Source organism: Nonomuraea sp. NPDC052129 (assembly GCF_040680095.1).
Lineage (GTDB): Bacteria > Actinomycetota > Actinomycetes > Streptosporangiales > Streptosporangiaceae > Nonomuraea.
Genome location: NZ_JBFAVX010000042.1, coordinates 47,000 through 72,460 on the forward strand (window position 1 = coordinate 47,000; position 25,461 = coordinate 72,460).

29 protein-coding genes are annotated in these 25,461 nt (G+C 68.5%); 19 read left to right on the forward strand and 10 right to left on the reverse strand.

The features are described 5' to 3' along the window. Positions 1 to 11: 11 nt before the first annotated feature. A complete protein-coding gene (locus AB0L53_RS51565; protein ID WP_364011897.1) occupies positions 12 to 413 on the reverse strand; it encodes a hypothetical protein in 402 nt (133 codons plus the stop codon). 107 nt (positions 414 to 520) lie between these two features. Here AB0L53_RS51565 and AB0L53_RS51570 point away from each other — a divergent pair, with 107 nt between their 5' ends. Continuing rightward, on the forward strand, positions 521 to 994 hold the full coding sequence (locus AB0L53_RS51570) for a methylated-DNA--[protein]-cysteine S-methyltransferase (protein WP_364011899.1): 474 nt from the start codon (positions 521 to 523) through the stop codon (positions 992 to 994). 12 nt (positions 995 to 1,006) lie between these two features. On the opposite strand, the gene AB0L53_RS51575 is transcribed toward AB0L53_RS51570, so the two are convergent. Beyond that, entirely contained in the window at positions 1,007 to 2,236 is a 1,230-nt protein-coding gene (locus AB0L53_RS51575) for a transposase (RefSeq protein WP_364011901.1), read from the reverse strand. 137 nt (positions 2,237 to 2,373) lie between these two features. On the opposite strand from AB0L53_RS51575, the gene AB0L53_RS51580 reads away from it, so the two are divergent. The 3 genes from AB0L53_RS51580 to AB0L53_RS51590 are packed head-to-tail and all read left to right on the forward strand — an operon-like array spanning position 2,374 to position 4,492. Then, positions 2,374 to 3,060 carry a 2OG-Fe(II) oxygenase gene (locus tag AB0L53_RS51580; protein ID WP_364011904.1) on the forward strand — a complete coding sequence of 229 codons (687 nt, stop codon included), beginning with the start codon at positions 2,374 to 2,376 and terminating at the stop codon, positions 3,058 to 3,060. After that, entirely contained in the window at positions 3,057 to 3,857 is an 801-nt protein-coding gene (locus tag AB0L53_RS51585) for a hypothetical protein (RefSeq protein WP_364011907.1), read from the forward strand. The genes AB0L53_RS51580 and AB0L53_RS51585 overlap by 4 nt, the downstream gene beginning before the upstream one ends. Continuing rightward, positions 3,854 to 4,492 carry an alpha-ketoglutarate-dependent dioxygenase AlkB gene (locus tag AB0L53_RS51590; RefSeq protein ID WP_364011909.1) on the forward strand — a complete coding sequence of 213 codons (639 nt, stop codon included), beginning with the start codon at positions 3,854 to 3,856 and terminating at the stop codon, positions 4,490 to 4,492. Before AB0L53_RS51585 ends, AB0L53_RS51590 begins: the two co-directional genes overlap by 4 nt. Before the next feature lie 25 nt (positions 4,493 to 4,517). On the opposite strand, the gene AB0L53_RS51595 is transcribed toward AB0L53_RS51590, so the two are convergent. Then, on the reverse strand, positions 4,518 to 4,988 hold the full coding sequence (locus AB0L53_RS51595; RefSeq protein WP_364011912.1) for a hypothetical protein: 471 nt from the start codon (positions 4,986 to 4,988) through the stop codon (positions 4,518 to 4,520). Between the two features lie 166 nt (positions 4,989 to 5,154). On the opposite strand from AB0L53_RS51595, the gene AB0L53_RS51600 reads away from it, so the two are divergent. Then, on the forward strand, positions 5,155 to 5,466 hold the full coding sequence (locus AB0L53_RS51600) for a hypothetical protein (RefSeq protein WP_364011915.1): 312 nt from the start codon (positions 5,155 to 5,157) through the stop codon (positions 5,464 to 5,466). Between the two features lie 19 nt (positions 5,467 to 5,485). Here AB0L53_RS51600 and AB0L53_RS51605 read toward each other — a convergent pair whose 3' ends face one another. The 4 genes from AB0L53_RS51605 to AB0L53_RS51620 all read right to left on the reverse strand — a co-directional run bounded on the left by AB0L53_RS51605 (position 5,486) and on the right by AB0L53_RS51620 (position 7,807). Next, positions 5,486 to 6,397: a CAP domain-containing protein gene (locus AB0L53_RS51605; RefSeq protein WP_364011918.1), complete on the reverse strand. Its 912-nt coding sequence runs from the start codon at positions 6,395 to 6,397 to the stop codon at positions 5,486 to 5,488. 98 nt (positions 6,398 to 6,495) lie between these two features. Further along, entirely contained in the window at positions 6,496 to 6,630 is a 135-nt protein-coding gene (locus AB0L53_RS51610; RefSeq protein WP_364011920.1) for a hypothetical protein, read from the reverse strand. Then, entirely contained in the window at positions 6,627 to 7,424 is a 798-nt protein-coding gene (locus tag AB0L53_RS51615) for a M56 family metallopeptidase (RefSeq protein WP_364011922.1), read from the reverse strand. The genes AB0L53_RS51610 and AB0L53_RS51615 overlap by 4 nt, the downstream gene beginning before the upstream one ends. Further along, entirely contained in the window at positions 7,421 to 7,807 is a 387-nt protein-coding gene (locus tag AB0L53_RS51620; protein ID WP_364011925.1) for a BlaI/MecI/CopY family transcriptional regulator, read from the reverse strand. Before AB0L53_RS51620 ends, AB0L53_RS51615 begins: the two co-directional genes overlap by 4 nt. Positions 7,808 to 7,875: 68 nt before the next feature. Here AB0L53_RS51620 and AB0L53_RS51625 point away from each other — a divergent pair, with 68 nt between their 5' ends. The 6 genes from AB0L53_RS51625 (at position 7,876) to AB0L53_RS51650 (ending at position 13,227) form a co-directional block, all read left to right on the forward strand. Next, the gene (locus AB0L53_RS51625; RefSeq protein WP_364011928.1) at positions 7,876 to 8,739 is read left to right on the forward strand and encodes a methyltransferase domain-containing protein; all 864 of its coding nucleotides are present in this window, start codon (positions 7,876 to 7,878) and stop codon (positions 8,737 to 8,739) included. Positions 8,740 to 8,774: 35 nt separating this feature from the next. After that, positions 8,775 to 9,404, forward strand: a complete 630-nt coding sequence (locus AB0L53_RS51630) for a methyltransferase domain-containing protein (protein ID WP_364011931.1) — start codon at positions 8,775 to 8,777, stop codon at positions 9,402 to 9,404. A 253-nt stretch (positions 9,405 to 9,657) separates the two neighbouring features. Beyond that, positions 9,658 to 10,491, forward strand: a complete 834-nt coding sequence (locus tag AB0L53_RS51635) for a transporter substrate-binding domain-containing protein (RefSeq protein WP_364011934.1) — start codon at positions 9,658 to 9,660, stop codon at positions 10,489 to 10,491. Between the two features lie 15 nt (positions 10,492 to 10,506). Further along, positions 10,507 to 11,154 carry an amino acid ABC transporter permease gene (locus AB0L53_RS51640; RefSeq protein WP_364011937.1) on the forward strand — a complete coding sequence of 216 codons (648 nt, stop codon included), beginning with the start codon at positions 10,507 to 10,509 and terminating at the stop codon, positions 11,152 to 11,154. Between the two features lie 14 nt (positions 11,155 to 11,168). Continuing rightward, a complete protein-coding gene (locus AB0L53_RS51645; RefSeq protein WP_357943100.1) occupies positions 11,169 to 11,963 on the forward strand; it encodes an amino acid ABC transporter ATP-binding protein in 795 nt (264 codons plus the stop codon). A gap of 121 nt (positions 11,964 to 12,084) precedes the next feature. Next, complete coding sequence (locus tag AB0L53_RS51650) at positions 12,085 to 13,227, forward strand: HoxN/HupN/NixA family nickel/cobalt transporter (RefSeq protein WP_364011940.1); 1,143 nt, start codon at positions 12,085 to 12,087, stop codon at positions 13,225 to 13,227. Here AB0L53_RS51650 and AB0L53_RS51655 read toward each other — a convergent pair. Both AB0L53_RS51655 and AB0L53_RS51660 read right to left on the reverse strand, forming a co-directional pair. After that, positions 13,189 to 14,601, reverse strand: coding sequence for a hypothetical protein (locus AB0L53_RS51655; RefSeq protein ID WP_364011943.1), 1,413 nt, complete (start codon positions 14,599 to 14,601; stop codon positions 13,189 to 13,191). The two genes, AB0L53_RS51650 and AB0L53_RS51655, sit on opposite strands and share 39 nt — an antisense overlap. 54 nt (positions 14,602 to 14,655) lie before the next feature. After that, entirely contained in the window at positions 14,656 to 15,345 is a 690-nt protein-coding gene (locus tag AB0L53_RS51660; protein ID WP_364011945.1) for an AraC family transcriptional regulator, read from the reverse strand. Positions 15,346 to 15,454: 109 nt separating this feature from the next. Between AB0L53_RS51660 and AB0L53_RS51665 the strand changes: the two genes are divergently transcribed. Both AB0L53_RS51665 and AB0L53_RS51670 read left to right on the forward strand, forming a co-directional pair. Beyond that, entirely contained in the window at positions 15,455 to 16,084 is a 630-nt protein-coding gene (locus tag AB0L53_RS51665; protein ID WP_364011948.1) for a TetR/AcrR family transcriptional regulator, read from the forward strand. A gap of 39 nt (positions 16,085 to 16,123) precedes the next feature. Next, positions 16,124 to 17,236, forward strand: a complete 1,113-nt coding sequence (locus tag AB0L53_RS51670) for a hypothetical protein (protein WP_364011950.1) — start codon at positions 16,124 to 16,126, stop codon at positions 17,234 to 17,236. Positions 17,237 to 17,338: 102 nt separating this feature from the next. Here the strand turns inward: AB0L53_RS51670 and AB0L53_RS51675 are convergent, their stop codons facing one another. After that, positions 17,339 to 17,539 carry a heavy metal-associated domain-containing protein gene (locus AB0L53_RS51675; protein WP_357942286.1) on the reverse strand — a complete coding sequence of 67 codons (201 nt, stop codon included), beginning with the start codon at positions 17,537 to 17,539 and terminating at the stop codon, positions 17,339 to 17,341. A gap of 77 nt (positions 17,540 to 17,616) precedes the next feature. Here AB0L53_RS51675 and AB0L53_RS51680 point away from each other — a divergent pair, with 77 nt between their 5' ends. The 6 genes from AB0L53_RS51680 (at position 17,617) to AB0L53_RS51705 (ending at position 25,354) form a co-directional block, all read left to right on the forward strand. After that, positions 17,617 to 18,789, forward strand: a complete 1,173-nt coding sequence (locus AB0L53_RS51680; RefSeq protein ID WP_364011954.1) for an FAD-dependent oxidoreductase — start codon at positions 17,617 to 17,619, stop codon at positions 18,787 to 18,789. Positions 18,790 to 18,831: 42 nt separating this feature from the next. Then, positions 18,832 to 19,704, forward strand: a complete 873-nt coding sequence (locus tag AB0L53_RS51685; RefSeq protein ID WP_364011957.1) for a F510_1955 family glycosylhydrolase — start codon at positions 18,832 to 18,834, stop codon at positions 19,702 to 19,704. Between the two features lie 361 nt (positions 19,705 to 20,065). Then, positions 20,066 to 21,439 (forward strand): MFS transporter, encoded by a 1,374-nt coding sequence (locus AB0L53_RS51690; RefSeq protein WP_364011960.1) that lies wholly within the window; start codon positions 20,066 to 20,068, stop codon positions 21,437 to 21,439. 211 nt (positions 21,440 to 21,650) lie between these two features. After that, positions 21,651 to 23,369 carry a VanW family protein gene (locus AB0L53_RS51695; protein WP_364011963.1) on the forward strand — a complete coding sequence of 573 codons (1,719 nt, stop codon included), beginning with the start codon at positions 21,651 to 21,653 and terminating at the stop codon, positions 23,367 to 23,369. A gap of 32 nt (positions 23,370 to 23,401) precedes the next feature. Further along, positions 23,402 to 23,761, forward strand: a complete 360-nt coding sequence (locus tag AB0L53_RS51700; protein WP_364011966.1) for a hypothetical protein — start codon at positions 23,402 to 23,404, stop codon at positions 23,759 to 23,761. A gap of 60 nt (positions 23,762 to 23,821) precedes the next feature. After that, the gene (locus tag AB0L53_RS51705) at positions 23,822 to 25,354 is read left to right on the forward strand and encodes a multicopper oxidase family protein (RefSeq protein WP_364011969.1); all 1,533 of its coding nucleotides are present in this window, start codon (positions 23,822 to 23,824) and stop codon (positions 25,352 to 25,354) included. The last annotated feature ends 107 nt before the right edge of the window (positions 25,355 to 25,461 follow it).

The window sequence follows — 25,461 nt, forward strand, 5'->3', positions numbered from 1 at the left end:
CGGCCTCGCCCTCACCGTTCACGACCGCCATCATCAACAGCGCCGTGAACGCGAGCGTTTGAGACGAGCCACCGCCAGCGCGGCAGCTCCAGCACTACGGTGACCACGGCCAGCACGGAGACCAGCACGGCGACGAACACCGGCCAGGCGACCCACGCCGCCACCACAGCGGCCACGACCTGCAGGACGACCAGCGCGATCGTCACCGCCCCCGGCACCGCGACGATCACATTCCGCTTGTCACCCGGAGTGGAGAACAGCGTCGGCAACCCGATCAGCACCACCACCGACAGCACGGCCAGCGGCACCGAATGGGCGGCCAGGGCCCACGGAGTCGCGACCCAGGCGACCAGCTCAGTGGCGAATCGGAAGGCGGATGCGACGCGGTCGTCCGGACGCGATGTGGAGGGCACGCGCGTAACATACCGTCCCCGTCCATGCCTGCGAACGTGCGGGCATCGGTATGCCCAAAGGTCCGAAAACCGCTGACTTTCTGGCTGGCGACGGTGTTGTAGAGAGTATGAGCATCTACACAACGATCGACAGCCCGCTGGGCGAGATCCTGCTCGTAGGCGACCCCGTACTGACCCGTGTGGCGTTCGGTGGTGCCGTACGTCCCGAGTGGCAGCGCGAGCCTGGCGCGTTCGCCGAGGCCGAGCGTCAGCTTCGCGAGTACTTCGCGGGCGAGCGGACCGCCTTCGACCTGGACCGCGCCTCCGGCGGCACCGCCTTCCAGGAGCGGGTCTGGGCCGCCGTGGACGCCGTCCCGTACGGGACCACCACGACGTACGGCGAGCTCGCCGCGAGCATCGGCGTGACACGCGACCGGATCCGCGCGGTCGGCGCGGCCATCGGCGCGAACCCGCTGCTCGTCATCCGCCCCTGCCACCGCGTCGTCGGCGCGAACGGCTCCCTGACCGGCTACGCGGCCGGCGTCGAGCGCAAGCACGCGCTGCTCACGCTCGAAGGCGCGCTGCAGCCGCAGCTCATCTGATGGAGGTCATCATCAACTACCACCGGTTGAAGCTGGTGGTTCGCTCTCACGGTCCCGTCTGGCTGAAGGGAGGCCGGTAGCGTGTGGCTGGTTGATGGCAGCCCAGCCCGCGACGGCGCGTGTGGCGATGTTGCGGGCCGCGATGTGGTCGGCGTGCCCAGCGAGGCCACACCTGGTGCAGACGAACCGGCCCCGCGCCGGCCGATTCGCCCGGCTGACATGCCCGCACTCCGGACACACCTGCGACGTATACGCGGGGTCGACCAGCAGGAAGGCGATCCCGGCTCGGGCGGCCTTGTAGCGGGTGAAGGCGATCTGCTGGGCGAACGCCCAGCCGTGCAGGGTGCGCCGCTGGAACCGATGAGCCCTTACCCGGCCGCGGATGCCCTGAAGATCCTCCAGGGCAATCCCACGGCCGGTGCGTTCGGCTTCACGCACCACGAACGTCGAGATTTGGTGGTTGAGGTCGGTCATCATCCGGTGCTCACGACCGGACAGGCGACGCAGCACCCGCCGCGCCGCAGAAGTCCCCTTCTTCTGCAATCGGCGGCGTTGGCGATGGCGCCGCTCCCGCAGGGTGCAGACGTGGCCGTTACCGCCGACTGGGCCAGGCAGTGCCGGGCCGGGCAGCACCGCGCCATCGGAGGTGACCGCCAGGTTCGCCACCCCTTGATCCACCCCCACAAACCCGCTGACCGGTTCACGCACCACCGGCTGGGGCAGGGTTACGGGGACCTGCAGCAGCCACACACCGCGTCGGCAGATCAGGTCGGCCTCTCCCACCGGCAGCGTATCCACGGCTTTCAGGTCTTCTGGCCTGCCGGTGTAGGGCATGGTGACGCGGCCGGTGGGGGTCCACAGCGACACCGTGCGGGCGTCACGGTTGAAGCTCATCAACCGGGCGTCGTAAGGGACGGCGCCGCGCGGGCGGAAGATGTGCGCGCGTTTCTTGCTGGCGCGCCGGTTGGCATAGGCGCCGGCGACCCGGGCGATCGCCCGCACGGCCGCTTGCGCGCCCAACCCGGCCACCTGCCCACGCACCTCGTAGTAGGCCAGCCGATGCAACTCCACCACAGCGAAAGTGCGATGCTCCCAGGCCAGACGGGAGACGACAGTAGCCGCCTCATTACACAGCCGCACCGCTGCGGCCAGAGCGTCGCCCTGGGCCGGGGCGGGTGCGAGCCGCAGCTGTACGACCGTGGGCAGGCCGTGTCGTTTGGTGGCGGAGCGGCGGATCGCCATCGCGCACCTCCTGTCACAGTGGCCTCACCCACCGCACACATTACCGAACGTGACCGAGACTTTCCATACTGTTTTCGAAAGGAGGAGTGGCGCCTCCTCCCGGCCCTGAAGGACCGGGTCTCCGCGCCACCATTCAGATGAAGGCTGACTGGACGGCCCTGACCGAGGAGGTCAACGCGTATGGCTGCGCGCTGACGCCACCGGTCCTCTCTCCGGCCGACTGCAAGGAGATCGCGAACCTGTACGGCGAGGTCGGCCGGTTCCGTTCCACGATCGACATGGAGCGCTACCGGTTCGGCCGCGGGCAGTACCGCTACTTCCGCGAGCCCTTCCCGTCGCTGGTGGCGGAGCTGCGGGCGGCGTTCTACCCGCATCTGCTGCCCATCGCCCGCGACTGGGCCGCCCGCCTGGGACAGCCCGCGCCCTGGCCGGACGACTTCGCCGAGTGGCTGGACATGTGCCACGAAGCCGGGCAGACCAAGCCGACGCCCATCCTGCTGCGTTACCAGGAGGGCGACTGGAACGCCCTGCACCGCGACCTGTACGGGGACCTGGTGTTCCCGCTGCAGGTGGTCATCGGGCTCGACAAGCCGGGCGACGACTACACCGGGGGCGAGTTCCTACTGGTGGAGCAGCGCCCCCGGGCGCAGTCGCGCGGGACGGTGACCCTGCTGCCGCAGGGACACGGGCTGATCTTCACCACCCGGGACCGGCCCGTGCGGTCCTCGCGCGGGTGGTCGGCGTCGCCGGTGCGGCACGGGGTCAGCACCGTCCGCTCGGGGTTGCGGCACACGCTGGGCCTCGTCTTCCACGACGCCTCGTGACGTACACGCTGATCGGGGCCGACGGCTGGCCGTACGTCAGCGTGCTGCCCGGGACGCTGGGCGGGCATCGGCGGGCGCGGCTGTACGGGCGGCTGGACTGCCCGTCGGCGCTGCGGGCGATCTCACGTGGGGGGTACGTGCGGGAGCGGGTGTTCTTCGCGGACGAGGTCACGGCCATCGCGGCGGGGTACCGGCCGTGCGCGGTCTGTCTGCCGCAGGCGTACCAGGTATGGAAGACCGAACAGACAGCGGCCGAACAGGCGATGGCTGGTCATACGGCGGCCGAGCTTGCCGGGCTGCTCAGCCAGCTGGCCGCGGCCCGGCCGCGCGTGACGGCCATCGTGATCGGTCACGGCCGCGACGCCGCCCTCTCCGCGAAGGCGTTGGCCGCCGCGTGGGAAAGCGGCCCGCAGCCAGGCAGCCCGTGGGAAGGCGCCGCAGAGACAGGCAGCCCGTGGCAAGGCGGCGCACAAATGGACATCGCGTGGGAAGGGACCGTGCTCGCGGTGGTCGACTGGCCGGAGGAGGCGGCGTCGTGGCTTCGCCAGGCCAGGCGGTTCGTGGCGGGCCCGCCGGACGCGTGGGTGGTGGCGGGGGCGCCGCTGGGCTGGGCCCGGATGAGCGAACGCCTCCGTCAGAGCACCGACTGGGACCCCGGCCGTACGTTCGGCTTCGCCTCCACCGCGCAAGCCGTCGCCCTGGCCCCGCCTGGAACACTGGAGGGCATGCGCGGAGCGGACACCGACGGCACCACCTGGCGAATCGGCCGCAACCTGATCCACCGGGAGCCCGCATGATGCCGCTGCCGATGCGGGAGGTCGCGCCAGGCGCGGTCCATGTGCCCAGCTGGCTGACGCTCGACGAACAGCGACACCTGGTACGGGCGTGCCGCGAATGGGCGGTGGGCCCGGTGCCGATCCGGCACACCGTGCTCCCCCGAGGCGGCGTCATGTCGGTGCAGACGGTATGCGTCGGCTGGCACTGGCAGCCGTACAAGTACACGCGCGTGGCGGGCGACGTGAACGGCCTCCCGGTCGCCGACTTCCCCGACTGGATGGTCGCCCTGGGCCGCCGCGCCTTCACAGCGGCGTACGGCGAACCCGGCGACGACTACACACCCGACACGGCACTGATCAACTTCTACGACGACCAGGCCAGAATGGGCATGCACCAGGACAAGGACGAACGATCCGCCGCCCCGGTGGTGTCGTTGAGCATCGGCGACGACTGCCTGTTCCGCTTCGGCAACACGGAGACGCGCGGCAGGCCGTACACCGACGTGCGGCTCGGCAGCGGCGACCTGTTCGTCTTCGGCGGCCCCTCGCGCTTCGCCTACCACGGCGTGCCCAAGGTCTACCCAGGCACCGGAGACCCCGCCACCGGACTGACCTCGGGCCGCCTCAACATCACCATGCGGGTGACCGGTCTATGACGGAGTGCTGCCAGGGCGCTTTCCGTCAATGGCAGCGCATGTCGAACCCGGCTTCGTGATATCCGTCGAAGAACTCCACGATGACGCCCTTATACCCGTCCCGCCATGATCCGCTCGGGTTGACGTACACCGTGCCGGAGAGCTCGCGACCCTCGACACCCTCGACCGCAGCGGACTCGTAGAAGCGCGCGATCTCGGCGTCCGGCAGCTTGGTGAGCAGGGACATGCGGACCAGATAGTCGCAATGATTGCTGTTGCCCGACTGAATACCCACCGTGCCCTGCACGCTGGGATCACCTTGCTCGGTGTCGGGCGGGAGCGGGAGCATGCTCACCCGCTCCTCCAGCCGGGCCAGCTTCTCGTCGTTGCGCCACTCGGGGACCTCGAACACCAGGACGTAGGCGACGACGGAGGCGAGGAGCGCCAGGCCCACGAAGAACGGCCACCTGCTTCGCTGTTTCGGTAACGCCTCTGGAGCTGCCTCGATCAGGACCATGCCATCCTCCAGAAAGCTCGTCTGGTGATCACCATTCAACAACCCGCACCGGTGGTTGCGCGGATGCCGCCATCGCGGGAATGCTGCCGGATTTGTACGGCACGCACGAAAACCAAGAAGGCGTGAATTTCATCTGTCGCCGTGGTCGGATGATTCCGACGCTCAGATGCACTATGCCCACGACTACAAGGGCGTGGCAGCACTACAGCGCGGACCCCGTAATCTCTGGGACGGCCTGGAGGCCGCCTATCTCCGGTGGGTGTCGTGGGGCAGGCGCGATGGACTCCGTCCACACGCCCCGCCTCCACCGCGACTTCTGGACCACCGCCTACCAGGCAACCGGGTGAAGCCGCTGCGCGAGATGGGCGCGGTCGCCCTGCGCACCGCGCTGCGCCTGGCCGCCGGCGAGAAAATCGAATCCAGCCACATCGAACTCGCCACCAGACTTGTCGTACGCGGTTCGACCCTCGCCGTCTGACCCCGGAAACGCCCATGCGTCAGCGGGCGGCGAAGTCCTGCGTCCAGTAGACCTGTCCCTGCGCGTCCTTGACCGCGCCCACCCCGATGAGGGTGTACGAGCAGTTCATGATGTTCTGCCGGTGGCCGGCGCTGTTCATCCAGGTCTTGACCACCTCGGCCGCCGATCGTTGACCCATGGCGATGTTCTCGGCCCAGGACGAGCCGGTGAAGCCGGTCGCGCGCATGCGGTCGACCATGTCGCGGCCGTCCTGAGAGTCGTGGTCGAAGTAGTCGTTCTTCGCCATGTCGGCTGAGTGCCCGAACGCGGCCTTGCGCAGTCGCGCGTCGTGTTTGAGGGGGTGGCAGCCGCCCTTGGCCCGCTCGGCGTTGGTCAGCCGGACGACGTCGTTCTCTAGTGCCGTGCCGACGGACGCGATGGACGCCTTTCCCTCAGGAACCGTCGGCGCCTTCGTCTCCCGCGTTGCGCGGGTGGGGGTGGGGGTGACGCACGCCAGCCGTACGGCCTTGGACCTGGCTGTGCCGCCCCGGTAGTCCGTGGCGACCGCGTAGTACGTACCCGGCGCGCAGGGCAGTTGCAGGGCGATGCGGCCCTTCCTGGTGGCGCCGCTCTTGACCACCGGATCGGCGCCGGGGACGGCGCGCTTGACTCGGATGCGCAACAGTGCCGGGTGCACACAGCCACGGCGGGCGGCCGAGGTCCGGATCCTGAGCGCGGAGACGTCCGGCCTGACCACGCTCACGTGGCACTCGTCCGATCCAGGGGTCGGCCGGGGAACCGGCTGCGCCGGCGTCGACGCCGGTGCCGCGCCGTCCGCGGGCACGGTCGCCTCGGGCACCGCTCCGGCCGCTCCGCCCGGCGGCAGGTCGGCGGACGGGGTGCAGGCGGCGAGGCTGGCGACAGTGGCGAGTACCCCCAGGGGTCTCAGCATGGGTTCCTCCAGTGGCGGAGCGGCTGGTGGTCCCGCATTCTGTCGCCCCATTACCGGACTTGTCACGCAAAACTGGACATTTCCCCTTGTGATTAATGTCAAGCGATTGGCCTTCGCTCAGGCATGACATCGCGGTCGGCCAGCAGTCTGACGGCGACGGTGTTGCCCAAATGGGCGTGGGCGCGGAGCACGGTGATGGCCTCCTGCGGCAGCGCCCGCACGGGTGCCGTCACGCCGTCAAGGCGCCCCACAATGCCTGCCCGATGCACATGACCAGGCTGACGACCACGACGAGACCGGTCAGGGAGAAGATCACTCCGGCCCTGGACGGTTTGCGGATCGGCAGGTCGTCGCCCAGCAGTTGAGCGATCCTGGCCTCGGCGGCGCCGTCGAAAGCCGCGGCTGTCGCCGGCGCGGGGCCGGCGCCGTCCATCCGGGTCAGTGCCCGTGCCACCGCCTTGGCGCCCAGCCGGTCGATCGCGGCCCGGTCGGCTGACAGCTCGGCCCGTTCGCTCTGCCGCCCGAACCACCATCCCGCCAACGGCAGGAAGAACAGGACGTCAGCGGCGGCGCGGAGCATGAGACGGCGCAGCGGGTCACGGCGCCGCGCGTGTGCGGCCTCGTGGACGAGGATCGCGTCGAGCTCTTCGGCGGGGATCGCCCCGGCGGCCCCGGCGGTGAGGTAGAGGCGTGGCCGCAGCACTCCAGCACAGAAGGCCGCCGGATTCGCACCGGCCAGACAGACGACACCTGGAACGCCGCTTCGCCGCACCGCGGCCTCAAGATCGGCCGGCTCGGCCGCCCGCGGGAGTGCGGCCAGACTGCGGGCGGCGGCGACGCCGAGCCAGGTGGCGCGGGCGGCGACAGCCAGCAGGCTCGCCCCGGCCACGACGGCGATGGAGACGAGCCAGCACTGGGCCATCGTCATCCCGGCGGAAACGCTGGGGTGCCACACCAGGCGGACGCCTATCAGTCCGGCCAGCACTGCCAGGCCGATGCGGTTGTGCCGCCACAGGTAGACGATCACTCGGTCAGCTCCCGCAGGCGGCGCCGCTGCTCGGGCGGCAGGCCGTCGAGGTGGGCGGCGAAGGCGACCAGTGCGGCGTCGCCGTACTTGTCCACGAAGCCCGCGGCGGCCTGCCGGCTCGACTGGGAGAGGAACTGAGCGGGCGTGACCGCGGCCCGGTATTCATGGGCTCGGCGACCCGGCTCGGCGTGAGCCGCCAGCATTCCCTTGTCGGCCAGCCGTCGCAACGTGGTCATCACGGTGGTGTAGGCCAGCTCCGGCACCAATCCCTGCACGTCCCGGACCACGAACGGCTCAGTGACCGCTCCAGTCCACACGGCCCGCATGAGCCGGCCCTCCAGCGGGCCGAGAACGGCGACCGCCCGATCCAGTTCATCCTGCACGACGTCATACTACTATCCACTGTGAGTACTATCTATGAATAGTAGATCATCCAACCAGAGGAGCTTCTATGTCGCGCACCGAACGTGCGTCTGTCGCCAACCCCGAGCAGGCCAAGGCGTGGAACGAGGGCGACGGCCGGCACTGGGTCGCCCACCGGGATCGCTACGACGAGATGATGGAAAGGATCAGCTCCCACCTGTTCGAGGCGGCCGCCATCGCCCCCGAGGACCACGTGCTCGACATCGGGTGCGGAAGCGGCCAGACCACCTGCACGGCCGCTCGGGGCGCGCAGGACGGCCAGGCACTCGGCATCGACGTGTCCGCTCCCCTGCTGGAGGAGGCCCGGCACCGAGCCAAGGGCGAGAACCTCGTCAACACGCGCTTCGAACTGGCCGACGCACAGGTTCACCCCTTCGCCGCGGCGAGCGTCGATGTGGTGATCAGCCGTTTCGGGGTGATGTTCTTCAACGATCCTGTGGCGGCCTTCACCAACATCGCACGGGCGACTCGCCCCGATGGGCGTCTGGCGTTCCTGTGCTGGCGGAAGCCGCTCGACAACGAATGGATCACCGAACTGGGCGCGGTCCTGGCCTCGTACGTCCCCCTGTCCGGTTCCCTCGACAACGACGGCCCGGGGCCCTTCTCCCTGGCGGCATCCAGTCGGATCACCGATCTCCTGCATACAGCCGGCTACACCCAGATCAGCGTGGACCCTGTGGACGAGGCCATGAGACTCGGGGACGACGCGAACGACGTGCTGGACTTCGTCTCCCAGATGGGCCTGGTCAGCAGCCTGCTCGACAAGGCCGACGAAGAGACGAGAGCCAAGATGCTCCACGCCCTCCATGAGCGCCTCGCCTCGCACGAGACGGCGGCCGGAGTCTTCCTCAGGAGCGCGGCCTGGCTGGTCACCGCTCGACGCCCCGGATGAGCTCCCGATATTGAGACCGGCGAGAGGTGAGATGGATGGAATCGAGGCCACGCGACGAACGGTTGCGCCGCTACTGGGACAAGCACTCCGGCTCCTACGACAAGCAGATGACCTTCCTCGACCGGAAGGTGTTCGGAGACACCCGTTCGTGGATCTGCGGGCAGGCCGGCGGCGACACCCTTGAGGTCGCCATCGGGACGGGCCTGAACCTCCCCCTCTACCCGGAGGACGTACGGCTGACCGGCATCGATTGGAGCCCGGCCATGCTGGACATCGCCCGGCGCCAGGCCGCCTCCCTGGGCCGGGAGGTGGACCTGCGTGAGGGGGATGCTCAGGCGCTCGACTTTCCGGACGAGAGCTTCGACACGGTTGTCGGCACCTTTTCCCTTTGTGCGATCCCTGATGATCGGCGAGCGATCGCCGAGATGGTGCGCGTACTCCGGCCCGGCGGCGTTCTGCTGCTCGGTGACCATGTGGCCGCGTCAGGGTGGCCGGTCCGGGTGGCTCAACGCCTGATCGAACTGGTGACCGTGCCCCTGGGAGGCGAGCACTTCCTGCGCCGCCCCATCGAGCGGCTACCTGATCACGGCCTGACCGTTGAACGTCATGACCGGTTCAAGCTCGGCATCGTCGAACGGCTGGCCGCCCGGAAACCTCCCGGGTGACCAACGTACGGCTATGAGACGGCGGACACCGGGATGTCCGTAAATTTGGCACCTTCACCAGCGATCGCTCGCAGAAGCCGTCAACTACCCCCTTCCGAGCAGGAGGTTTGGAAAATTACCCCAGGGGGGTACTTGACGCTTCGGACATAATGGCCCACCGTATACGCCATGGACATATAAGCCCCAACCTGGGGATGTCCACGGTTCGCGGGGGTTCAGAGCCGGGCGACTGCTGCGTGACAAGGAGCCCACTGTGGCGAAAAAGATACGTATTCAACCCCTCCTGGCGGCAGGCCTGTCCACCGCCTTGACGATCACCCTGTCGGCGTGCGGCCACAGCTCCGCGGACGCCGCCGACCTCCTGCGGCGGGTCAAGGAGTCCGGCACCCTCCGGGTGGCCCAGACGCAGGCCAATCCGCCGTGGAACTTCCTGGACGGCGGCAAGCCCGCGGGCTACGACGTCGACGTGGCCAACGAGCTCGCCAAGCGGCTCGGCATCGCCAAGGTCGAGTTCGTCGCCTCCAACTACCAGAGTTTCATCGCCGGCGTTCAGGCCGGCCGGTTCGACGCCGTCGTCGCCGGCCAGACCATCACCCCGGAACGTGCCAAGCAGGTGGACTTCTCCCGCCCGTACCAGGTCAACGGGATCTCGATCTTCGTGGCCGACGCCAATTCCGACATCACGGGGCTGACCGACCTCCAGGGCAAGAAGATCGCGGTGACGGCCGGGACCACGCAGGCGGCCTTCGCCAAGAAGAGCATCGCCGACGCCGACATCAAGACCTACGACAACGCCACACTCGGGCTGACCGAGGTGGCGCGGGGGCGGGCCGACGCCGTGCTGGCGTCACGGTTCCAAGGGGCGTTCCTGGCGGCGAAGAACAACCTGAAGGTCAAGCCCGCAGGGCCGCTGCTCGAATCGGAGGTCAACGGGATCTCCTTCGCAAAGGGCTCGGCGAGCTTCAAGCAGGCCGTCGACAAGGCGCTCAACGACATGATCGCTGACGGCACCCTGACCGCCATCTCCCGCAAGTGGCTGGGCGGTCTCGACATGACGCAGGAACTGGCCAAGGTTCCGGCGAGCTGAGCAGGGAAGGTACTCATGGATCTACTGGTCGACTCCTTTCCCGATCTCCTCACCGGCATGGTGATCACCCTTCTCCTCGGTGTGGTCTCCTTCATCCTGGGCAGCGTCCTCGGGGCCGCGATCGTGCTGGCGAAGATCTCCGGCAACCGCGTCCTCTCCGCCGTGGCGACCGCGTACGTCTCGGTCTTCCGCGGCACGCCGCTGCTGATCCAGATCATGATCATCTACTTCGGACTGCCGCAGATCGGCCTGGAGATTCCGCCCATCCCGTCGGCGATCATCGCCTTCACCCTGTTCACCGCCGCCTACCTCAGTGAGAACTTCCGCGCGGGCATCCTCGGCGTCGACAAGGGACAGTGGGAGGCGGCGGCCTCGATGGCCATGCCGTACGGGAAGACGCTGCGCCGCGTCATCTTCCCCCAGGCCATCAGGATCGCCCTGCCGCCCGTGGGCAGCCGGTTCATCGCCCTGATGAAGGACACCTCCCTGGCCTCCGCGGTCACGGTGGTGGAGCTGACCAGGGTGGCCGAGGGCATCGGCACCTCCACCTTCCGCTACATGGACGCGCTGCTGATCGTCGGACTCATGTACTGGCTGATCAACACCCTCCTGCAGGTCGGCCAGCAGGCTCTCGAACGCCGGATGAGAAAGGCCTACGCATGACCAGCTCAGAACCCATCGTGAGCGTGCGCGGGCTGACCAAGCGCTTCGGCGACAACGAGGTGCTCAAGGGCATCGACCTCGACGTGCGGCCGGGCGAGGTCGTGGTGGTCATGGGGCCGTCCGGCTCCGGCAAGACCACCCTGATCCGCTGCCTCAACCTTCTGGAAGAGCCCGACTCCGGCACCGTCCGCCTGTGCGGCAACCACGTCGACTGCGGCACGCGCCAGGGCGGGCGTCGCGCCAGGGCCGCCCGGATCCGCGAGATCCGTCGGCATTCGGCGATGGTGTTCCAGCAGTTCAATCTCTTCCCGCACCTGACGGCGCTGCAGAACGTCATGGAAGGCCCGATCTCCGTACGGAACGTGCCCCGCGCCGAGGCGACCGAGCTCGCCCGGCGGCTGCTCGCGCTGGTGGGCCTCGGCGACAAGTGCGACTGCTACCCCGCCACGCTGTCCGGCGGCCAGAAGCAGCGCGTCGCCATCGCCCGGGCACTGGCGATGGAGCCGCAGGTCATCCTGTTCGACGAGCCCACCTCCGCGCTGGACCCCGAATTGCACGCCGAGGTCCTGCAGGTCATCCGTGACCTGGCCGGAAACGGGATGACCATGGTCATCGTGACGCACGAGACCGCCTTCGCCCGCGATGTGGCCGACCGGGTGGTGTTCATGGACGGCGGGAACGTCATCGAAGAGGCTCCCCCGCAGCGCTTCTTCACCGCGCCCGCACATCCCCGCGTACAGGCGTTCCTGCGCCTCATCGGCCCTTCGCACAACGGCCGCCCTTCACTCGAGAACGTGGAGCGAACGTAATCGACCTCGCGGTGCCCGGGAGCTGACCCCGGGCACCGCGAACACCGCTTCATCTGCTATGCCATCTAGTAGCAAATATTCGGCAGTTGCTAGATTTGTGCAAAAGCGATGAAGGGCTCCCATGCAGACCAGCAGCCGACGATTCACCCGGACCGACGTCCTACGCCTGGTCCCCCTGCTCGGCGTGGTCGCCGCTCTCCACGTCGCGGGGTTCGGGCTGTTCGCCTACTACAACGCCCAGCCCGCCTACCACAACCTGACCGACGGCCGCGGCCAACTCGTCTTCGCCTCCGCCGCCGGGATCGTCTATCTGCTCGGCATGCGCCATGCCTTCGACGCCGACCACATCGCCGCCATCGACGACACCACCCGGCTCCTGCTGCAGAAGGGCCGGCCCTCGCAGGGCGTGGGGCTGTTCTTCTCGCTCGGCCACTCCACCGTCGTGCTGGCACTGTCGGTGGCGGTCGCGTTCGCCACGCAGGCGGCCGTGCGGTTCCAGAGCTCGTTCGCCGACATCGGTGGCATCATCGGCACGACCGTCTCAGGCGCCTTCCTCTACCTGGTGGCCGGGCTGAACCTGGTCATCTTCGCCGGCATCTGGAAGATGTGGCGACAGGTACGCCAAGGCGCCTACGAACCGGAGCGGCTCGAACGCCTGCTGGCCGAACGCGGCCTGCTGAACCGCCTGCTCAAAGGCCGCTACACCCGGCTGATCAGCGCCAGCTGGCACATCTACCCGGTCGGCCTGCTGTTCGGGCTCGGCTTCGACACCGCCACCCAGGTCGGCCTGATCGGCGTCTCCGCCGGAGCGGCCGCGGGCGGTCAACTCCCTCCGCTGGCCATCATCTCGCTGCCGTTGATCTTCGCCGCGGGCATGTCGCTGTGGGACACCCTCGACGGCGCGTTCATGGCCCACGCCTACAACTGGGCCTTCAGCAACCCGCTCCGCAAGATCTACTACAACCTCTCCACCACCGGCCTGTCCATCTTCGTCGCCTTCGCCGTCGGCACCGTCGAACTGCTCGGTATCCTCGCCGACCAACTCGGCCTGGCCGACCGTCAGCCGTGGGCCGCTCTTGCCGCCATCGACCTCAACACGATCGGGTACGGGATCGTCGGCGTCTTCCTCCTGACCTGGCTGGGCAGTGTCGCGTACTGGAAGCTCGCCAAGCTCGAACAGCGGTACGCCCAACCGGTGACCGCCGAAGCCGATCTCCGATCGACATCACGCGCGGCTTCGTCCGGCCAGGTACACGGTCAGTGACAGCATGACCAGCCCGGCCAGATACAAGCCGACGCCCGCTGCGATCTGCCCGCCGGTCACTACCGCCTGACCTGCTGGAAGGTAGATGTCACGTCTCTGCCGCACGACCTCGCGGTCAATGGGTAGCCAGGCCTCGACCACGCCGCCCCGATAACGCATCTCCGCGTACAGGAACCACCGGCCCGCCTGGTCGACCCGTACCTGGCCACGGCATCCACCAGGTGTCGAACCAAGCGGACCGGCGATCTCCTCTCCGGCCCGGCGAGCGACCACTCTGAGCGGCGTCATACCCTTACACCCCTCGACCGTGAGCGTCATCCCCCCAGAGCCGTCCGAGGTGCCGGTCAGCACGGCCGTAGCGACGACCTGCCCCTGTCCGGGATCGTGCGCCGAAGCAGGCTGTGGATCCAGGACGGTCAGACCGAGCGGCAGCAGCAGCGCGACGACCGCGACCGCGCCGCGCATCCGGCGCTCGCCCAAGATCACAACCGCGCCGAGGGCGGCCACCACCAACGCGGGCACGAGCACGGCGTCGGGACTGACACTGCCGATACCCAGCACGGAGGACAGGTAGGAAGTGACGGCGGTGCCCGCCGCTCCTGCCGCGTAAGCGGTCACGGGCCGCCGCCACGGTAGGTCGATCGCCACCAGACCGACGACGGCCAGGGGAAGGTCGGGGCTGGTACGCCCGAGGGCCGGCAGCAGCCCGGTGATCACCAGCCGCGCGAGCACGTAGACGCCGACCGCTCCCGCCACGAGATGCCGGCGCGGTGCCAGCGCCCGCAGCAGCACGGCCGCGTACATCGAGCAGACCAGCAGCACAGGGAAGTACAGCACCTCGGAGAACTGCGGCACGTCCGTCTCGAACTCCATCACCGACGTGACAGCGCTGCCCAGCAGCAATGCCCCGCCGGCCCACCACAGCGGTCGAGGGCTGTCCGGCCGCATGCCCGCGAGCACCCCGCCGATCAGGGCCAGTGTGCTGAACACGGTCAGCATGTGGCTCGGGCTCCACAGCACCGAATCCCGGCCGAAGGCGTCGTGCCAGAGTGCGTCGACGGGCGCGGAAGCCAGCGTGGCCACGCCGCCGACAGCGGCGATGAGCAGCGGAGGTTGTCTCAGCACGGCGATCAGCGATCGCGTACGCCACAGTGTGAGCAGACCCCAGCCCGCCACTGTCAGCCCCACGACGGCCACCGCTCCATACAGCAGCAGGTGCGGCGGTATCAGCGCGTCGTCCCTGCCGATATCGGTGTGCCAGGCATCGTCCCAATACGTGGCGAACAGCGAGGTAAAGCCGGCCGCCACCACGAGGACGACCGCAGCGGGAGAAAGGCGCTGTGGCGCTCCGTCGTCCGGCATGTCATCAGTCATGCCGTCAGCCTGGCCCTGCTGCCTCCTCGATTGCTTGTACGGAGCGGCTGTCCTTCACTCCCAGCTCATCCCGCGAGCCAGCACCGAGGGTGCCAGTCCGAACATGGCATGCGTCACCCGGGTCAGATGGGCGCTGTCGGTGAACCCGGCGGCGTGCGCGGCATCTGTCAGCGAGCCGCCTGCGCGTACGGTGTCCATCGCCGCGCGCAGCCGCGCCCACCGTACGTACGCCGTGAACGGCAACCCCCATTGCTCACTGAACAGATGCCCCAGCCTGCTGGGAGAGAGGGCCACCCGCGCCGCCAGGTCGCGCAGCCGCAAAGGACCGGCGATGCCCCGCCCGACCAGCTCCATCACCTGCCGGACCACCCGATCCGGAGAGGCGGCGCGCACCTCGCTCAGCAACGCCAGCGCCGCATCGGCGAACTTCTCATCAACCGGAAGCGCCAGCAGGCCGGCCACCAGGCTCGCCCCGTCGTTCTCCAGAAGAGCCGGATCGAGATAGACGGACGCTCCGAACGCGTCCTCGGCGCGCATGGCGTGCGGGACACCGGCGGGTATCGCCACTGCCGACACGCTCCTCTCGGCTGCCCGCTCGTCGGTGAGGATGACGCGGCCGGAGCTGACGACAAGCAGTTGCACGGCGGCATGCGCGTGAGCGTGCGCGTCGCCGAGCCTGCCGATGTACACCAAAGCGCCCGGCCTCAGCCACACCGCTCCCGTCCATGACGCCATATCAGACATTACTACGATGATAGATAGTAGGAACGGTCAGGCGCAGCAATCCCACCGAAGGGGATTGACCATCGTAAGTTGGTGAATTAAAACCAATTCACCGACTCATTCTCACGCTATGGACATCAAACCTGTGCGCCGCGAGCGGCGCGGACGACGGCGGCTGGCCACTGAGAACCCCGAGGTCCAGCGGCGGTTGCTCGCTGCCGCGGGGGAGATCATCGCCTCAGATGGCTGGCCGGCCCTACGCATCGAGGACCTCGTCCGGCGTGCCGGGCTGTCGGTCGGCACGTTCTACCTGTACTTCGACAACAAGGCCGACCTGTTCGTCCAGCTCGTCATCCAGCACACCGAACGGCTGCAGGCACGGCTGCGCGAGGCATACGACGCAGAAGGCACCGCGCAGGACCGCCTCGACCGGGCCCTGGACGCCTACCTCGACTTCGTCACCGACACCGGCCCGGGCTTCCTGCACTTCCGCAACGCCGGCAACATCGAGACCACCATCGGCCCGCTGTCCACGTGGGCCTTCGAGCAACATGCGAGCGACCTGCGGCCCATCCTGGAGACGGCGATGAGTGAAGGGGCGATCCGCCGCGACGACCCGGACCTTCTCGCGCAGGCCATGCTCGCCCTGAACCAGCACATCGCCGCCCTCTGGCTGGAGCACCCCGACCGGTACTCCCGCCGGCAGATCAAGCAGTTCCTCTCCGATTTCGTCGCCTTCGGCCTGAACGGCAACCGCTGAGCAGGCTCATACTTCCTGGCTGAAACAAGGGAGACGCACATGCGAAATCGCACCCTCGTCGTGCTGGTCAGCGCGCTCCTCCTGGTGGTGATGTCCGCGCCCGTCAGGGTCGGCGCGGCGTCGTACGAGCCCCCCGCCTGGAATCCGCCCGCCGGTCAGAACGTCACGACCGTCCGCTGGGGCCCCATCACCATTCCCGCCATGTCCGGCGGCAAGGTGGGCGAGATCAAGAACGAGATCGCGCTCGACGGCAACTGCAACCCGCTCATCGGCATCATCACCAGCTGCCGCAGCATGAAGATCGCCAAGCCGTGCGAGAACTGCTACATCACCGGCATCATGCCCGACCTCGTCTTCGCCGGGACGAACACCGGCGTCAACATGGACACCGGCGGCATGCTCCACCACGCCGTCAACGTCAACTTCAGCCGCTGGGACGCCACCTGCCCACCCGGCCTGGGAGACTCGATCAACCGCCTCGGCCTGCTCCAAGGCGGCAACGAACGCTTCTTCGCGGCCGGCAACGAACGCACGCTCAACACCCTCTACACCACCGGCAACAACGGCTACTACGTCAAGGCCGGTGACAAGTGGGGTCTCATCTACGACCTGATGAACATGACCGAGCGGCCGATCACCGTCGAGTTCAAGTACACCTTCAGCTGGGTCCCGAACGCCACCCGGGTCGACCCGGTCTGGCTGGACATCGACCAGTGCGGCGACTCCGAGCGCTCCATCCCGGCCGGCTACTCCGACTCCCACTGGACCACGATCGCGGCGCGCGCCGGGACCCTGGTGGCGGTCGGCGGCCACGCCCACGACCACAGCATCAGCGTGTCCCTGGAGAACGCGACCAAGAACCGCTACTTCTGCACGTCAGTCGCGGGGTACGCGCCGGACTCCATGGACGTGCCGACGGGACCGGGAGCCGGTACGGACGGGCATCCGGCGAGCGCGAACACTGTGACCACGGACGGGCATCCCAACGCACCGCTGATGGCATACATGGGATCGGTATCGGACTTCAGCCCCTGCGAACCGAACCTGTCCTTCTCTCTCGGCGACCGGATCCGCGTGCACACCCAGTACAACGAGCCGGCCGCCTATGACAGCGCGATGGGCATCATGGTGGCCTTCGTCCGCTGGCGGTGACCAATTGAGACCGGCCGCCTCGTAGCATCCTGCCGGGTGCCGCCAAGGAGAGGTACGGAACCCGGCAGGATGCCGTTCGCCAACGAGCCGCGGACGGTCCGATCAAACGGCGGTCAGTTCGTAGCCCGCCTCTTCGACGGCATCGCGAACCAGGGCCTCTTCGGCGGTTCCGGCCACGGTGACCGTGCCGCTGGTCAGGTCCACCTCAACGTCGGTGACCCCGTCCACCTTGGAGATCTCCGACTTCACCTTGCCCGCGCATCCGCCGCAGGTCATTCCGCTCACCTTGTACGTGCTGCTCATGACATCTCCTCTTGGTTCAGTTAAGCCCCCTGGGGGTATTTTGCATCATATACCCCCTATAGGTATAGTCCGCGACCATGAGAACGCTGAACACCGTTGCCGTCGTCGGTGCCTCCCTGGCCGGCCTGCGTGCCGTGCAGACGCTCAGGCGGGAGGGCTTCGCGGGCGACATCACCCTGATCGGTGCCGAGCGCCACCTGCCCTACAACCGCCCGCCCCTGTCCAAGAGCATGCTGAGGGGCGACGAAGAGATCACCCTGCCCGGCGCCGAGGAGCTCGGCGACCAGTGGCTGAAGGGCCGCCAAGCGGTGCGCCTGGACACCTCCGCCCGGCGCCTCACCTTGGACGACGACACCGAGCTCGGCTATGACGGGCTCGTCATCGCCACGGGGGCCCGCCCGCGCCGCCTGCCCGACCACCCCGACGGCGTCCGCACCCTTCGCACCATCGAAGACGCCTTGGCCCTGCGCGCCGAGCTACAGGCCGGGCACGAGCGTGTCGTGGTCATCGGCGGCGGTTTCATCGGCGGCGAGGTGGCCTCGACCGCCCGCGCCCTCGGCCTGGGCGTCACCCTCGTCGACGCCTCCCCTCACCCCATGACGAATGTCCTGGGCGCCGAAGCGGCGCGCTGGCTCGCACGCCACCACCGCGACAACGGCGTCGAGCTGGTCGGCGACACGCGCGTGACCGGTTTCGAGGGCAACGGCCGGGTGACGGGCGTGCGGTTGGGCAACGGCCGGACGCTGCCCGCCGACCTGGTCATCGCGGGCATGGGCGTCACCCCGAACACCGACTGGCTGGAGAGCAGCGGCCTGACACTGAGTGACGGCGTGGTGTGCGACGCGACCCTGTACGCCGCCGACAACGTGGTGGCGGCGGGCGACGTCGCGCGCTGGCCGCACGGCCTGTTCGGCGGCGAACTCGTACGCGTCGAGCACTGGGCGAACGCCAACGACCAGGGCGCCCTCGCCGCCCTCAACCTCCTGGCCGGCCCGGAGAACGCCAAGCCGTACGCCGACCTCCCCTCCTTCGCCACTCACATGCACGGCGCCCGCATCCAGACCGCCGGACTGCCGCACCTGGCCGACGAGAGCCGCCTGGTAGCCGGGGAGCCGGACGAGGACCGATTCGCAATCGCCTTCGCCAGGAACGGTGTGCTCGTCGGCGCCGTCGCCGTCAATGCCCCCAAGGACCTGATCCGCCTCAAGCGCGCCACCGCCGCGGGTGACCACCTGGACGCTGTCGTGTGACCCAAGGACGCTATCTACGATAGCCAATAGTAGTATTTGGCCATGCAACATGTGGGTCGGCGGCTGCTTTCGGCAGCCGCACTGAGCTTCGCCCTGGTCGCGTGCGGACAGGCGGCTCCAGAGCACGGCGGAACGAGCGGGTCGCCGGACCTCGGGGTCGGCCACGTCCACGGCGTCGGCGTCGATCCGGCCGATGGCGTCCTCTACGTCGCCGGGCATTACGGGCTGTTCACGGTCACCTCCTCGACCACCGTCGCCCGCGTCGCCGACCGGGACCAGGACCACATGGGCTTCACGATCACCGGCCCCAAGACCTTCCTGGCCAGCGGCCATCCCGCTGCCGAGGACGTCTCCTCGGATCGTCCGCCGCACCTCGGACTGGTCCGCTCCACCGACGCGGGGCTCACCTGGAAGACGATCTCGCAGGACGGCTCCGCCGACTTCCACTCCCTCCAACTCGCCGGCGAGAGCCTGTACGCCTTCGACAGCCAGACCTCGAAGGTCTGGCGCAGCGGAGACGGCGGCGCCACCTGGACGCAAGGCGCCAAGGACAAGATCCTCGACCTGGGCGTGAGCGCCAACGAGCCCACCCGCCTGTACGCCACCACCCCGGAAGGCCTGAAGGTGAGCGAGGACGGCGGCGGGAACTTCGTCGAGGTGACGACGGCCCCGCTGCTCAGCCATGTGGACGTCCTGGTCACCGGCCTGATCGTGGGCGCAGGGGCCGACGGCCGCATCCACACCAGCCAGGACGCCGGCAAGACCTGGACCGCCGTCGGCAAGCTACCCGGCCAGGCCACCGCGTTCACGGCCGTGGACCGTCAACGCCTGCTGGCCGCCCTGGAAGACGGCACCATCCTGGAGTCCAAGGACGGCGGCAAGACCTTCACCACAGCCTTCGCCCCCGCGAACTGACCCACCGCCCGCCTCCTTCCACGGGCCAGAGCGCGCTATCCCGCATCTCTTCCTCCGCGCCCGCCGCCCCCACGAGCGCAGTGGCCGACCGGCCGCGCACCGAGCAGTAACACCGGGCTGTCTGACCGGAGCGGCCTTACGTCCTTTCCTCCTCCCGGTCGTCGGTGTCGGAGAAGTCGGGCAGGTCGGGGGAATCTCACCGAGCTGGCGCAGCCCTACGGCCGGTGCGGAGGAGGAGATTGCCGAGCTCAAATTCATGGGTTGACATATACCCCAACCCAGTATAAAACAATCTTGATGTGAATACCCCCCAGGGGTATATAGCTTGATGGTGACTGCGGTTGCCCGGGAGGAGACGGACATGGGATTGTTCGCGATTCGCGACTACCGGCGGCTGTTCAGCGCTCAAGTCATCGCGTTGTTCGGCACCGGTTTGGCTACCGTCGCGCTGGGGCTGCTCGCGTACGAGCTCGCGGGTCCGCGTGCCGGTGCGGTTCTCGCCACCGCGCTGACGATCAAGATGGTCGCGTACGTGGTCGTCGCACCGCTCGCGGCCGCGTACGTCGATCGGCTGCCCAGACGTTGGTTTCTCACGATCCTCGACGTGGTGCGCGCTCTGGTGGTGATCGCGCTGCCGTTCGTCACCGAGGTGTGGCACATCTACGTCCTGATCGGGATTCTCCAGACCGCGTCGGCGGCATTCACCCCGACGTTTCAGGCCGTCATCCCCGACATCGTGACCAAGGAGGCCGACTACACCCGCGCTTTGTCCGCCTCGCAGGTGGCCTACACCATGGAGAGCCTGTTGAGCCCCGTGCTCTCGGCTGTGGCGCTCACCTTCATGTCGTTCAACCTGCTGTTCATCGGCACCTCCGTGGGGTTCGCCGTGTCCGCGCTGCTGGTTCTGTCCACGCGCATCCCCAACGCGCGCCCCAGTTCGCACACGAACGCCTGGGACCGGGCCGTGGCGGGGATCCGCACGTTCGCGGCCACCCCGAGTCTGCGCGGCGTCATGGCGCTGAACCTCGTAGTAGCCGCCGTCGGCTCCATCGTGGTCGTCAACACCGTGAACTACGTCCGCGACGTTCTCGGCGGAGCCCAATCCGACGTGGCCTGGGTGCTCGCCGCGTCCGGAACGGGGACGCTGCTCGTGGCCCTCATCCTCCCGCGCGTCCTGGACCGGGTGGCGGACCGGTTCGTGATGCTGATCGGCGCCGCCGTGCTGGTATTCGCGGTCGGCGCGGCGGTCACGATGTCCGCGGCGAGCGTCGCCGCATCACTGCCGACCGTGGTGATCTGGGTGGCGATCGGCGGCGGGATGGCGCTGATCATCACGCCGACCGGGCGGGTGCTTCGCCGGGCGGTCGATCCCACCGGAATTCCCGAGGTCTTCGCCGCCCAGTTCTCGCTGTCCCACCTGGCCTGGCTGGTCACCTATCCCATCGCCGGATGGGTCGCCACGCAGGCGGGCTTCACGATCACCTGGACCGTGCTGGCGGGCCTGGCGGCAGTCGGAGCTGTCGCGGCACTGGCGGTCTGGCCGCGCGACGAGAAGGTCGAGGTCGGAGGGCGTACGGCAGCGGCGGTCCAGGCGCGCGCCAGGAAGGCCGAGGCCGGAGGCCGCGCCGCGGCGGCGGTTGCTTCCGCCAGGACCGAAGTCGCCACGCGGGAAGTCGCGGAGGCTGCGGAGGGCACTCTCGCGGCATGCCAGTGCGCCTGCGTTCGCACCGTCTGAGTTCGCCGACCAACACCGCATAGACAACGACGCATGTACGTGGCCATTACCGGAACGGGAGCTTCGTCCGCCCCCATGAGCGTCAGATCAGCGGGGTCGCTGTGGCAGCAGGGCGATGGCAGGCTTCCTAACTATCTACGACTTGCGCTAGTAGGGTAGTTAGACTTCGCGCCATGTGCCATGTCGATCCACGATCTCGCGGGGCCTTGCGATGAGCCCGCGCGCCGCTCTGGCGCAGCAGACGGCGCCCAAGACCGGCCGCGCGGGAAGGCGCCGACGTCGCTGGATACTCGTCGCGGTCGCGGCGGTCGCCGTCATGGTCGCGGCTTATGCCGTTCCCGCGATCGCCTTGCGGGGTCAGGTGCCGTCCGGCACCAGCATCGGCGGCGTGGACGTCGGCGGCCTGCCGGAGGCGGACGCTCGCGCCCGGCTGGAGCGTGAGCTCGGCAAGCGGGCCACCCGGCCGATGGCGCTGTCCGCGGCAGGCAAGACGACACGGCTGACCCCCGCCGAGCTCGGGCTGGGGTTCGACATCCCGGCGACACTCGAGGCGGCGCTGGCCGGTGCGGGCAGCCCGGCCGGAGTCGTCCGGTCGTTGTTCGGCGAAGACAGAGAGCTCCAGCCACGGATCACGGCCGACGAATCCCGCCTCACCACCCGACTCGCCGTTCTGGCCGAGACAATCGACCTCAAGCCTCGCGAGGGCGGCGTGCGCTACCAGGGCCTCGAACCGCGGGTGATCCCCGCCAAGTCGGGCCGCGCCCTCGACCGCGACGCCGCCGCACGGCTGGTCCGCGAGTCCTTCCTGGGAAACCGCGCTACGGTCGCGCTGCCCCTCCGCACGCTACCGCCCCGGATCTCGTCGGCCGAGGTGCGTCGCGTCGCGGGCTCCATGGCCACCGCGGCGGTCGCCGGTCCGCTGACCTTGGTCAACGGCGACAGGAAAGCCGGCCTGACCCGCGCCCAGTTGGCCGCCGGGCTTCGCTTCGTCTCCGACGGCCAAGGCAGCTTGCGCCCCTCCTTCCGCGGCGGAGAACTCCTCCCTGACTTGCAGAAACAACTCGTCCCGGCAAGCCATCAGCCCCAAGACGCCTCCTTCAAGATCGTGAAGGGCAAGCCGCGCGTCGTCCCCGCCCGTCCCGGCCGGGGCATCGACGCGAAGGCTTTCGGCGGGGCCGTCTCCGCCGCCCTGGCGGCCGGCCAACGTGTGGTGAAGGTGCCGGTGGCCGAGGCGCGGCCCCGGTTGACCACCGAGCAAGCCGGGAAGCTGGAGGTCAAGGAGAAGGTCAGCACCTTCACCACCCGCTACCCGTGTTGCGCGCCACGAGTGACCAACATCCACCGCATCGCCGACATTGTGGACGGCCATGTCGTCATGCCCGGCGAGACGTTCTCGCTCAACGGCCTGGTCGGCAAGCGCGACAAGGCGCGCGGCTTCGTCGAGGCGCCGATGATCCTGAACAACCGGTTCGTCAACGACGTCGGCGGCGGAGTGTCGCAGTTCGCCACCACGATGTTCAACGCCGTGTTCTTCGGCGGATTCCAGGACGTGCAACATATGGCGCACCAGTACTACATCACCCGCTATCCAGCCGGCCGTGAGTCCACCGTCTCCTATCCGCAGCCGGACTTCCGCTGGCGCAACGACTCCCCGTACGGCGTGCTGATCAAGACCTCCTACACGAGCACGTCGATCACCGTGGACTTCTGGAGCACCAAACGCTACGACGTCACCGCCCAGAGTTCGGCCCGCTACGACGTCAAGACCGCCCCCTCCCTCACCGACTCCGGCAAGGACTGCATTCCCATGGGCGGCGCGGAGGGCTTCGCGATCGATGTCTGGCGCATCTTCAAGAAAGACGGCAAGGAAGTGCGCAGGCAGAAGTTCCACACCGTCTACGCCGCCGAGCCGCGTTTGGCATGCAAGTGAGGAAGCTCGCCGACGGTGCTTATCCTGGAGGCATGAGCCGAGCACATCGCATGGTCTTGCGCCTGATGTTGCTCGTGGCTTTGGCGCTCGGCGTCGTGGCGATGCACTCCCTGGGCCATCTCAGCGAACCCGGCATGTCCCTCGACACCCACCATTCCGCCATGCAGGCCACCAGCCTCTCCCACACCGGACAGCCTCCTGCCGACCATCACCCCACCATGGCGGGCTGGGTGTGCTTGGCGATCATCGGCATGGGTGTGCTCCTGCTCTGGCTGGAGTCGCGCCGTCGCCGCGCCTCCGGCGCGCCCTCTCGCACCGGCCGCTGGTTGCGGCTCTGGTCACAGGTTCTGCGCGGCCCGCCACCGACTCGCACGGTCGTGTTGCGGATCTAGAGCGTCCCCGGACCAGCTCTCGATCCCTTCCCTGTACGACCTTCCAAGCGAGGCATCACCATGACCATCGATCGACGCACCCTGCTCAAAACCGGCCTCGGCCTGCTCGGCGGGGCCGTCCTCACAGCCTGTGGCGGCACGAGCCGTACCCCCTCCCCCTCTTTCGGCTCCCCCTCCTTCGTCACCCCTGCCGGGCCGCAGGTGCGGGCCGCCGAGCAGGCCCGCCGCCCGGGCGCTGTCAGGGATTTCCGCCTGGTCGCCGCCGAAACCCAGGCCGACCTCGGCGGCCTGACCGTACGGACCTGGGCGTACGACGGCCGCATCCCCGCCACGCCGATCCGGGTGAACGCGGGCGAGACGGTTCGCGCCCGCCTGGTCAACCAACTTCCCGCCGACACCAGCATCCACTGGCACGGCCTGGCGCTGCGCAACGACGCCGACGGAGTTCCGGGTGTCACGCAGCAGCCGGTCAAAACGGGCACGGAGTACGTCTATGAGTTCACCGCGCCCGACCCGGGCACGTACTGGTTCCACCCGCACTCCGGCACCCAGCTCGACCGCGGCCTGTACGCGCCGATGATCGTCGAGGACCCGCGCGAGCCGCTCGGCTACGACGAGGAGTGGGTCGTCGTCCTCGACGACTGGCTCGACGGCGTCACCGGAACCCCGGAGGACGTCCTGGCCGAGCTCTCCCGAGGCATGGGCGGTATGAACCACGGCGGCATGGGCGGCGATCCCTCGTCCAGCCCTTCGCCGGGCAAGGGCGGCCACATGCTGATGGGCGCGACGAGCCCGCTGCTCGGCGGCGACGCGGGCGACGTCCGCTACCCGCACTTCCTGCTCAACGGCCGCGTCCCCACCCAACCGGCGACCTTCTCCACCAAGCCTGGCACCCGGCTGCGCATCCGCCTGATCAACGCCGGCGGCGACACCGCCTTCCGCGTCGCCCTGGCCGAACACCGCCTGACCGTCACCCACACCGACGGCTTCCCCGTACGGCACACCGACACGGATGCGCTGCTCATCGGCATGGGAGAGCGCTACGACGTGCTCGTCACCCTCAAGGACGGCGTCTTCCCCATTGTCGCGCTGGCCGAAGGCAAGAACGCCATCGCTCGCGCCCTGATCCGTACCAGCAAGCAGTCCTCAACTCCACGCGCGGACCAGCGCCCTCGCGAGCTCGACGGCACGGTGATCCGCTATGACGGCCTCCAGGCGGACGATTCCGCGCGGCTGCCGTCCAAGCAGCCGGACCGCACCGTCAAGCTGGAGCTCACCGGCAGCATGATGGCCTACGACTGGGCGATCAACGGCCGCAAGTACGACCCCAAGACCATCATGCCGATTCGGTCCGGGGAACGGGTTCGCCTGTCGTTCGTCAATCGCACCATGATGTGGCACCCCATGCACCTGCACGGCCACACCTTCGCCCTGCCGAGCGGCGCCCGCAAGGACACGGCGATCGTCCTGCCGAACAGCACCCTCGACGTCGACTTCCAGGCCGACAACCCGGGCATCTGGATGATCCATTGCCATAACGTCTACCACGCCGAGTCCGGCATGATGACGCTGCTCGGCTACCAGCAAACCTGACCGAGCCACTGATCGAACTCAGGGCAACCTACGACGAACCCTCGTAGCCAGCGAGCCGCTGCGCAACGGTGGACATCGATGCGGCCGCCGTCCAGGCGGCCGCATCG

Coding starts and splice junctions, on each gene's coding strand:
- AB0L53_RS51625 (WP_364011928.1), top strand. CDS start 7,876: ATGTCGCGCACCGAACGTGCGTCTGTCGCCAACCCCGAGCAGGCCAAG.
- AB0L53_RS51655 (WP_364011943.1), bottom strand. CDS start 14,601: ATGACTGATGACATGCCGGACGACGGAGCGCCACAGCGCCTTTCTCCC.
- AB0L53_RS51690 (WP_364011960.1), top strand. CDS start 20,066: ATGGGATTGTTCGCGATTCGCGACTACCGGCGGCTGTTCAGCGCTCAA.
- AB0L53_RS51595 (WP_364011912.1), bottom strand. CDS start 4,988: ATGGTCCTGATCGAGGCAGCTCCAGAGGCGTTACCGAAACAGCGAAGC.
- AB0L53_RS51600 (WP_364011915.1), top strand. CDS start 5,155: ATGCACTATGCCCACGACTACAAGGGCGTGGCAGCACTACAGCGCGGA.
- AB0L53_RS51670 (WP_364011950.1), top strand. CDS start 16,124: ATGCGAAATCGCACCCTCGTCGTGCTGGTCAGCGCGCTCCTCCTGGTG.
- AB0L53_RS51705 (WP_364011969.1), top strand. CDS start 23,822: ATGACCATCGATCGACGCACCCTGCTCAAAACCGGCCTCGGCCTGCTC.
- AB0L53_RS51640 (WP_364011937.1), top strand. CDS start 10,507: ATGGATCTACTGGTCGACTCCTTTCCCGATCTCCTCACCGGCATGGTG.
- AB0L53_RS51660 (WP_364011945.1), bottom strand. CDS start 15,345: ATGTCTGATATGGCGTCATGGACGGGAGCGGTGTGGCTGAGGCCGGGC.
- AB0L53_RS51685 (WP_364011957.1), top strand. CDS start 18,832: ATGCAACATGTGGGTCGGCGGCTGCTTTCGGCAGCCGCACTGAGCTTC.
- AB0L53_RS51605 (WP_364011918.1), bottom strand. CDS start 6,397: ATGCTGAGACCCCTGGGGGTACTCGCCACTGTCGCCAGCCTCGCCGCC.
- AB0L53_RS51575 (WP_364011901.1), bottom strand. CDS start 2,236: ATGGCGATCCGCCGCTCCGCCACCAAACGACACGGCCTGCCCACGGTC.
- AB0L53_RS51580 (WP_364011904.1), top strand. CDS start 2,374: ATGAAGGCTGACTGGACGGCCCTGACCGAGGAGGTCAACGCGTATGGC.
- AB0L53_RS51680 (WP_364011954.1), top strand. CDS start 17,617: ATGAGAACGCTGAACACCGTTGCCGTCGTCGGTGCCTCCCTGGCCGGC.
- AB0L53_RS51675 (WP_357942286.1), bottom strand. CDS start 17,539: ATGAGCAGCACGTACAAGGTGAGCGGAATGACCTGCGGCGGATGCGCG.
- AB0L53_RS51700 (WP_364011966.1), top strand. CDS start 23,402: ATGAGCCGAGCACATCGCATGGTCTTGCGCCTGATGTTGCTCGTGGCT.
- AB0L53_RS51695 (WP_364011963.1), top strand. CDS start 21,651: ATGAGCCCGCGCGCCGCTCTGGCGCAGCAGACGGCGCCCAAGACCGGC.
- AB0L53_RS51570 (WP_364011899.1), top strand. CDS start 521: ATGAGCATCTACACAACGATCGACAGCCCGCTGGGCGAGATCCTGCTC.
- AB0L53_RS51650 (WP_364011940.1), top strand. CDS start 12,085: ATGCAGACCAGCAGCCGACGATTCACCCGGACCGACGTCCTACGCCTG.
- AB0L53_RS51590 (WP_364011909.1), top strand. CDS start 3,854: ATGATGCCGCTGCCGATGCGGGAGGTCGCGCCAGGCGCGGTCCATGTG.
- AB0L53_RS51630 (WP_364011931.1), top strand. CDS start 8,775: ATGGAATCGAGGCCACGCGACGAACGGTTGCGCCGCTACTGGGACAAG.
- AB0L53_RS51665 (WP_364011948.1), top strand. CDS start 15,455: ATGGACATCAAACCTGTGCGCCGCGAGCGGCGCGGACGACGGCGGCTG.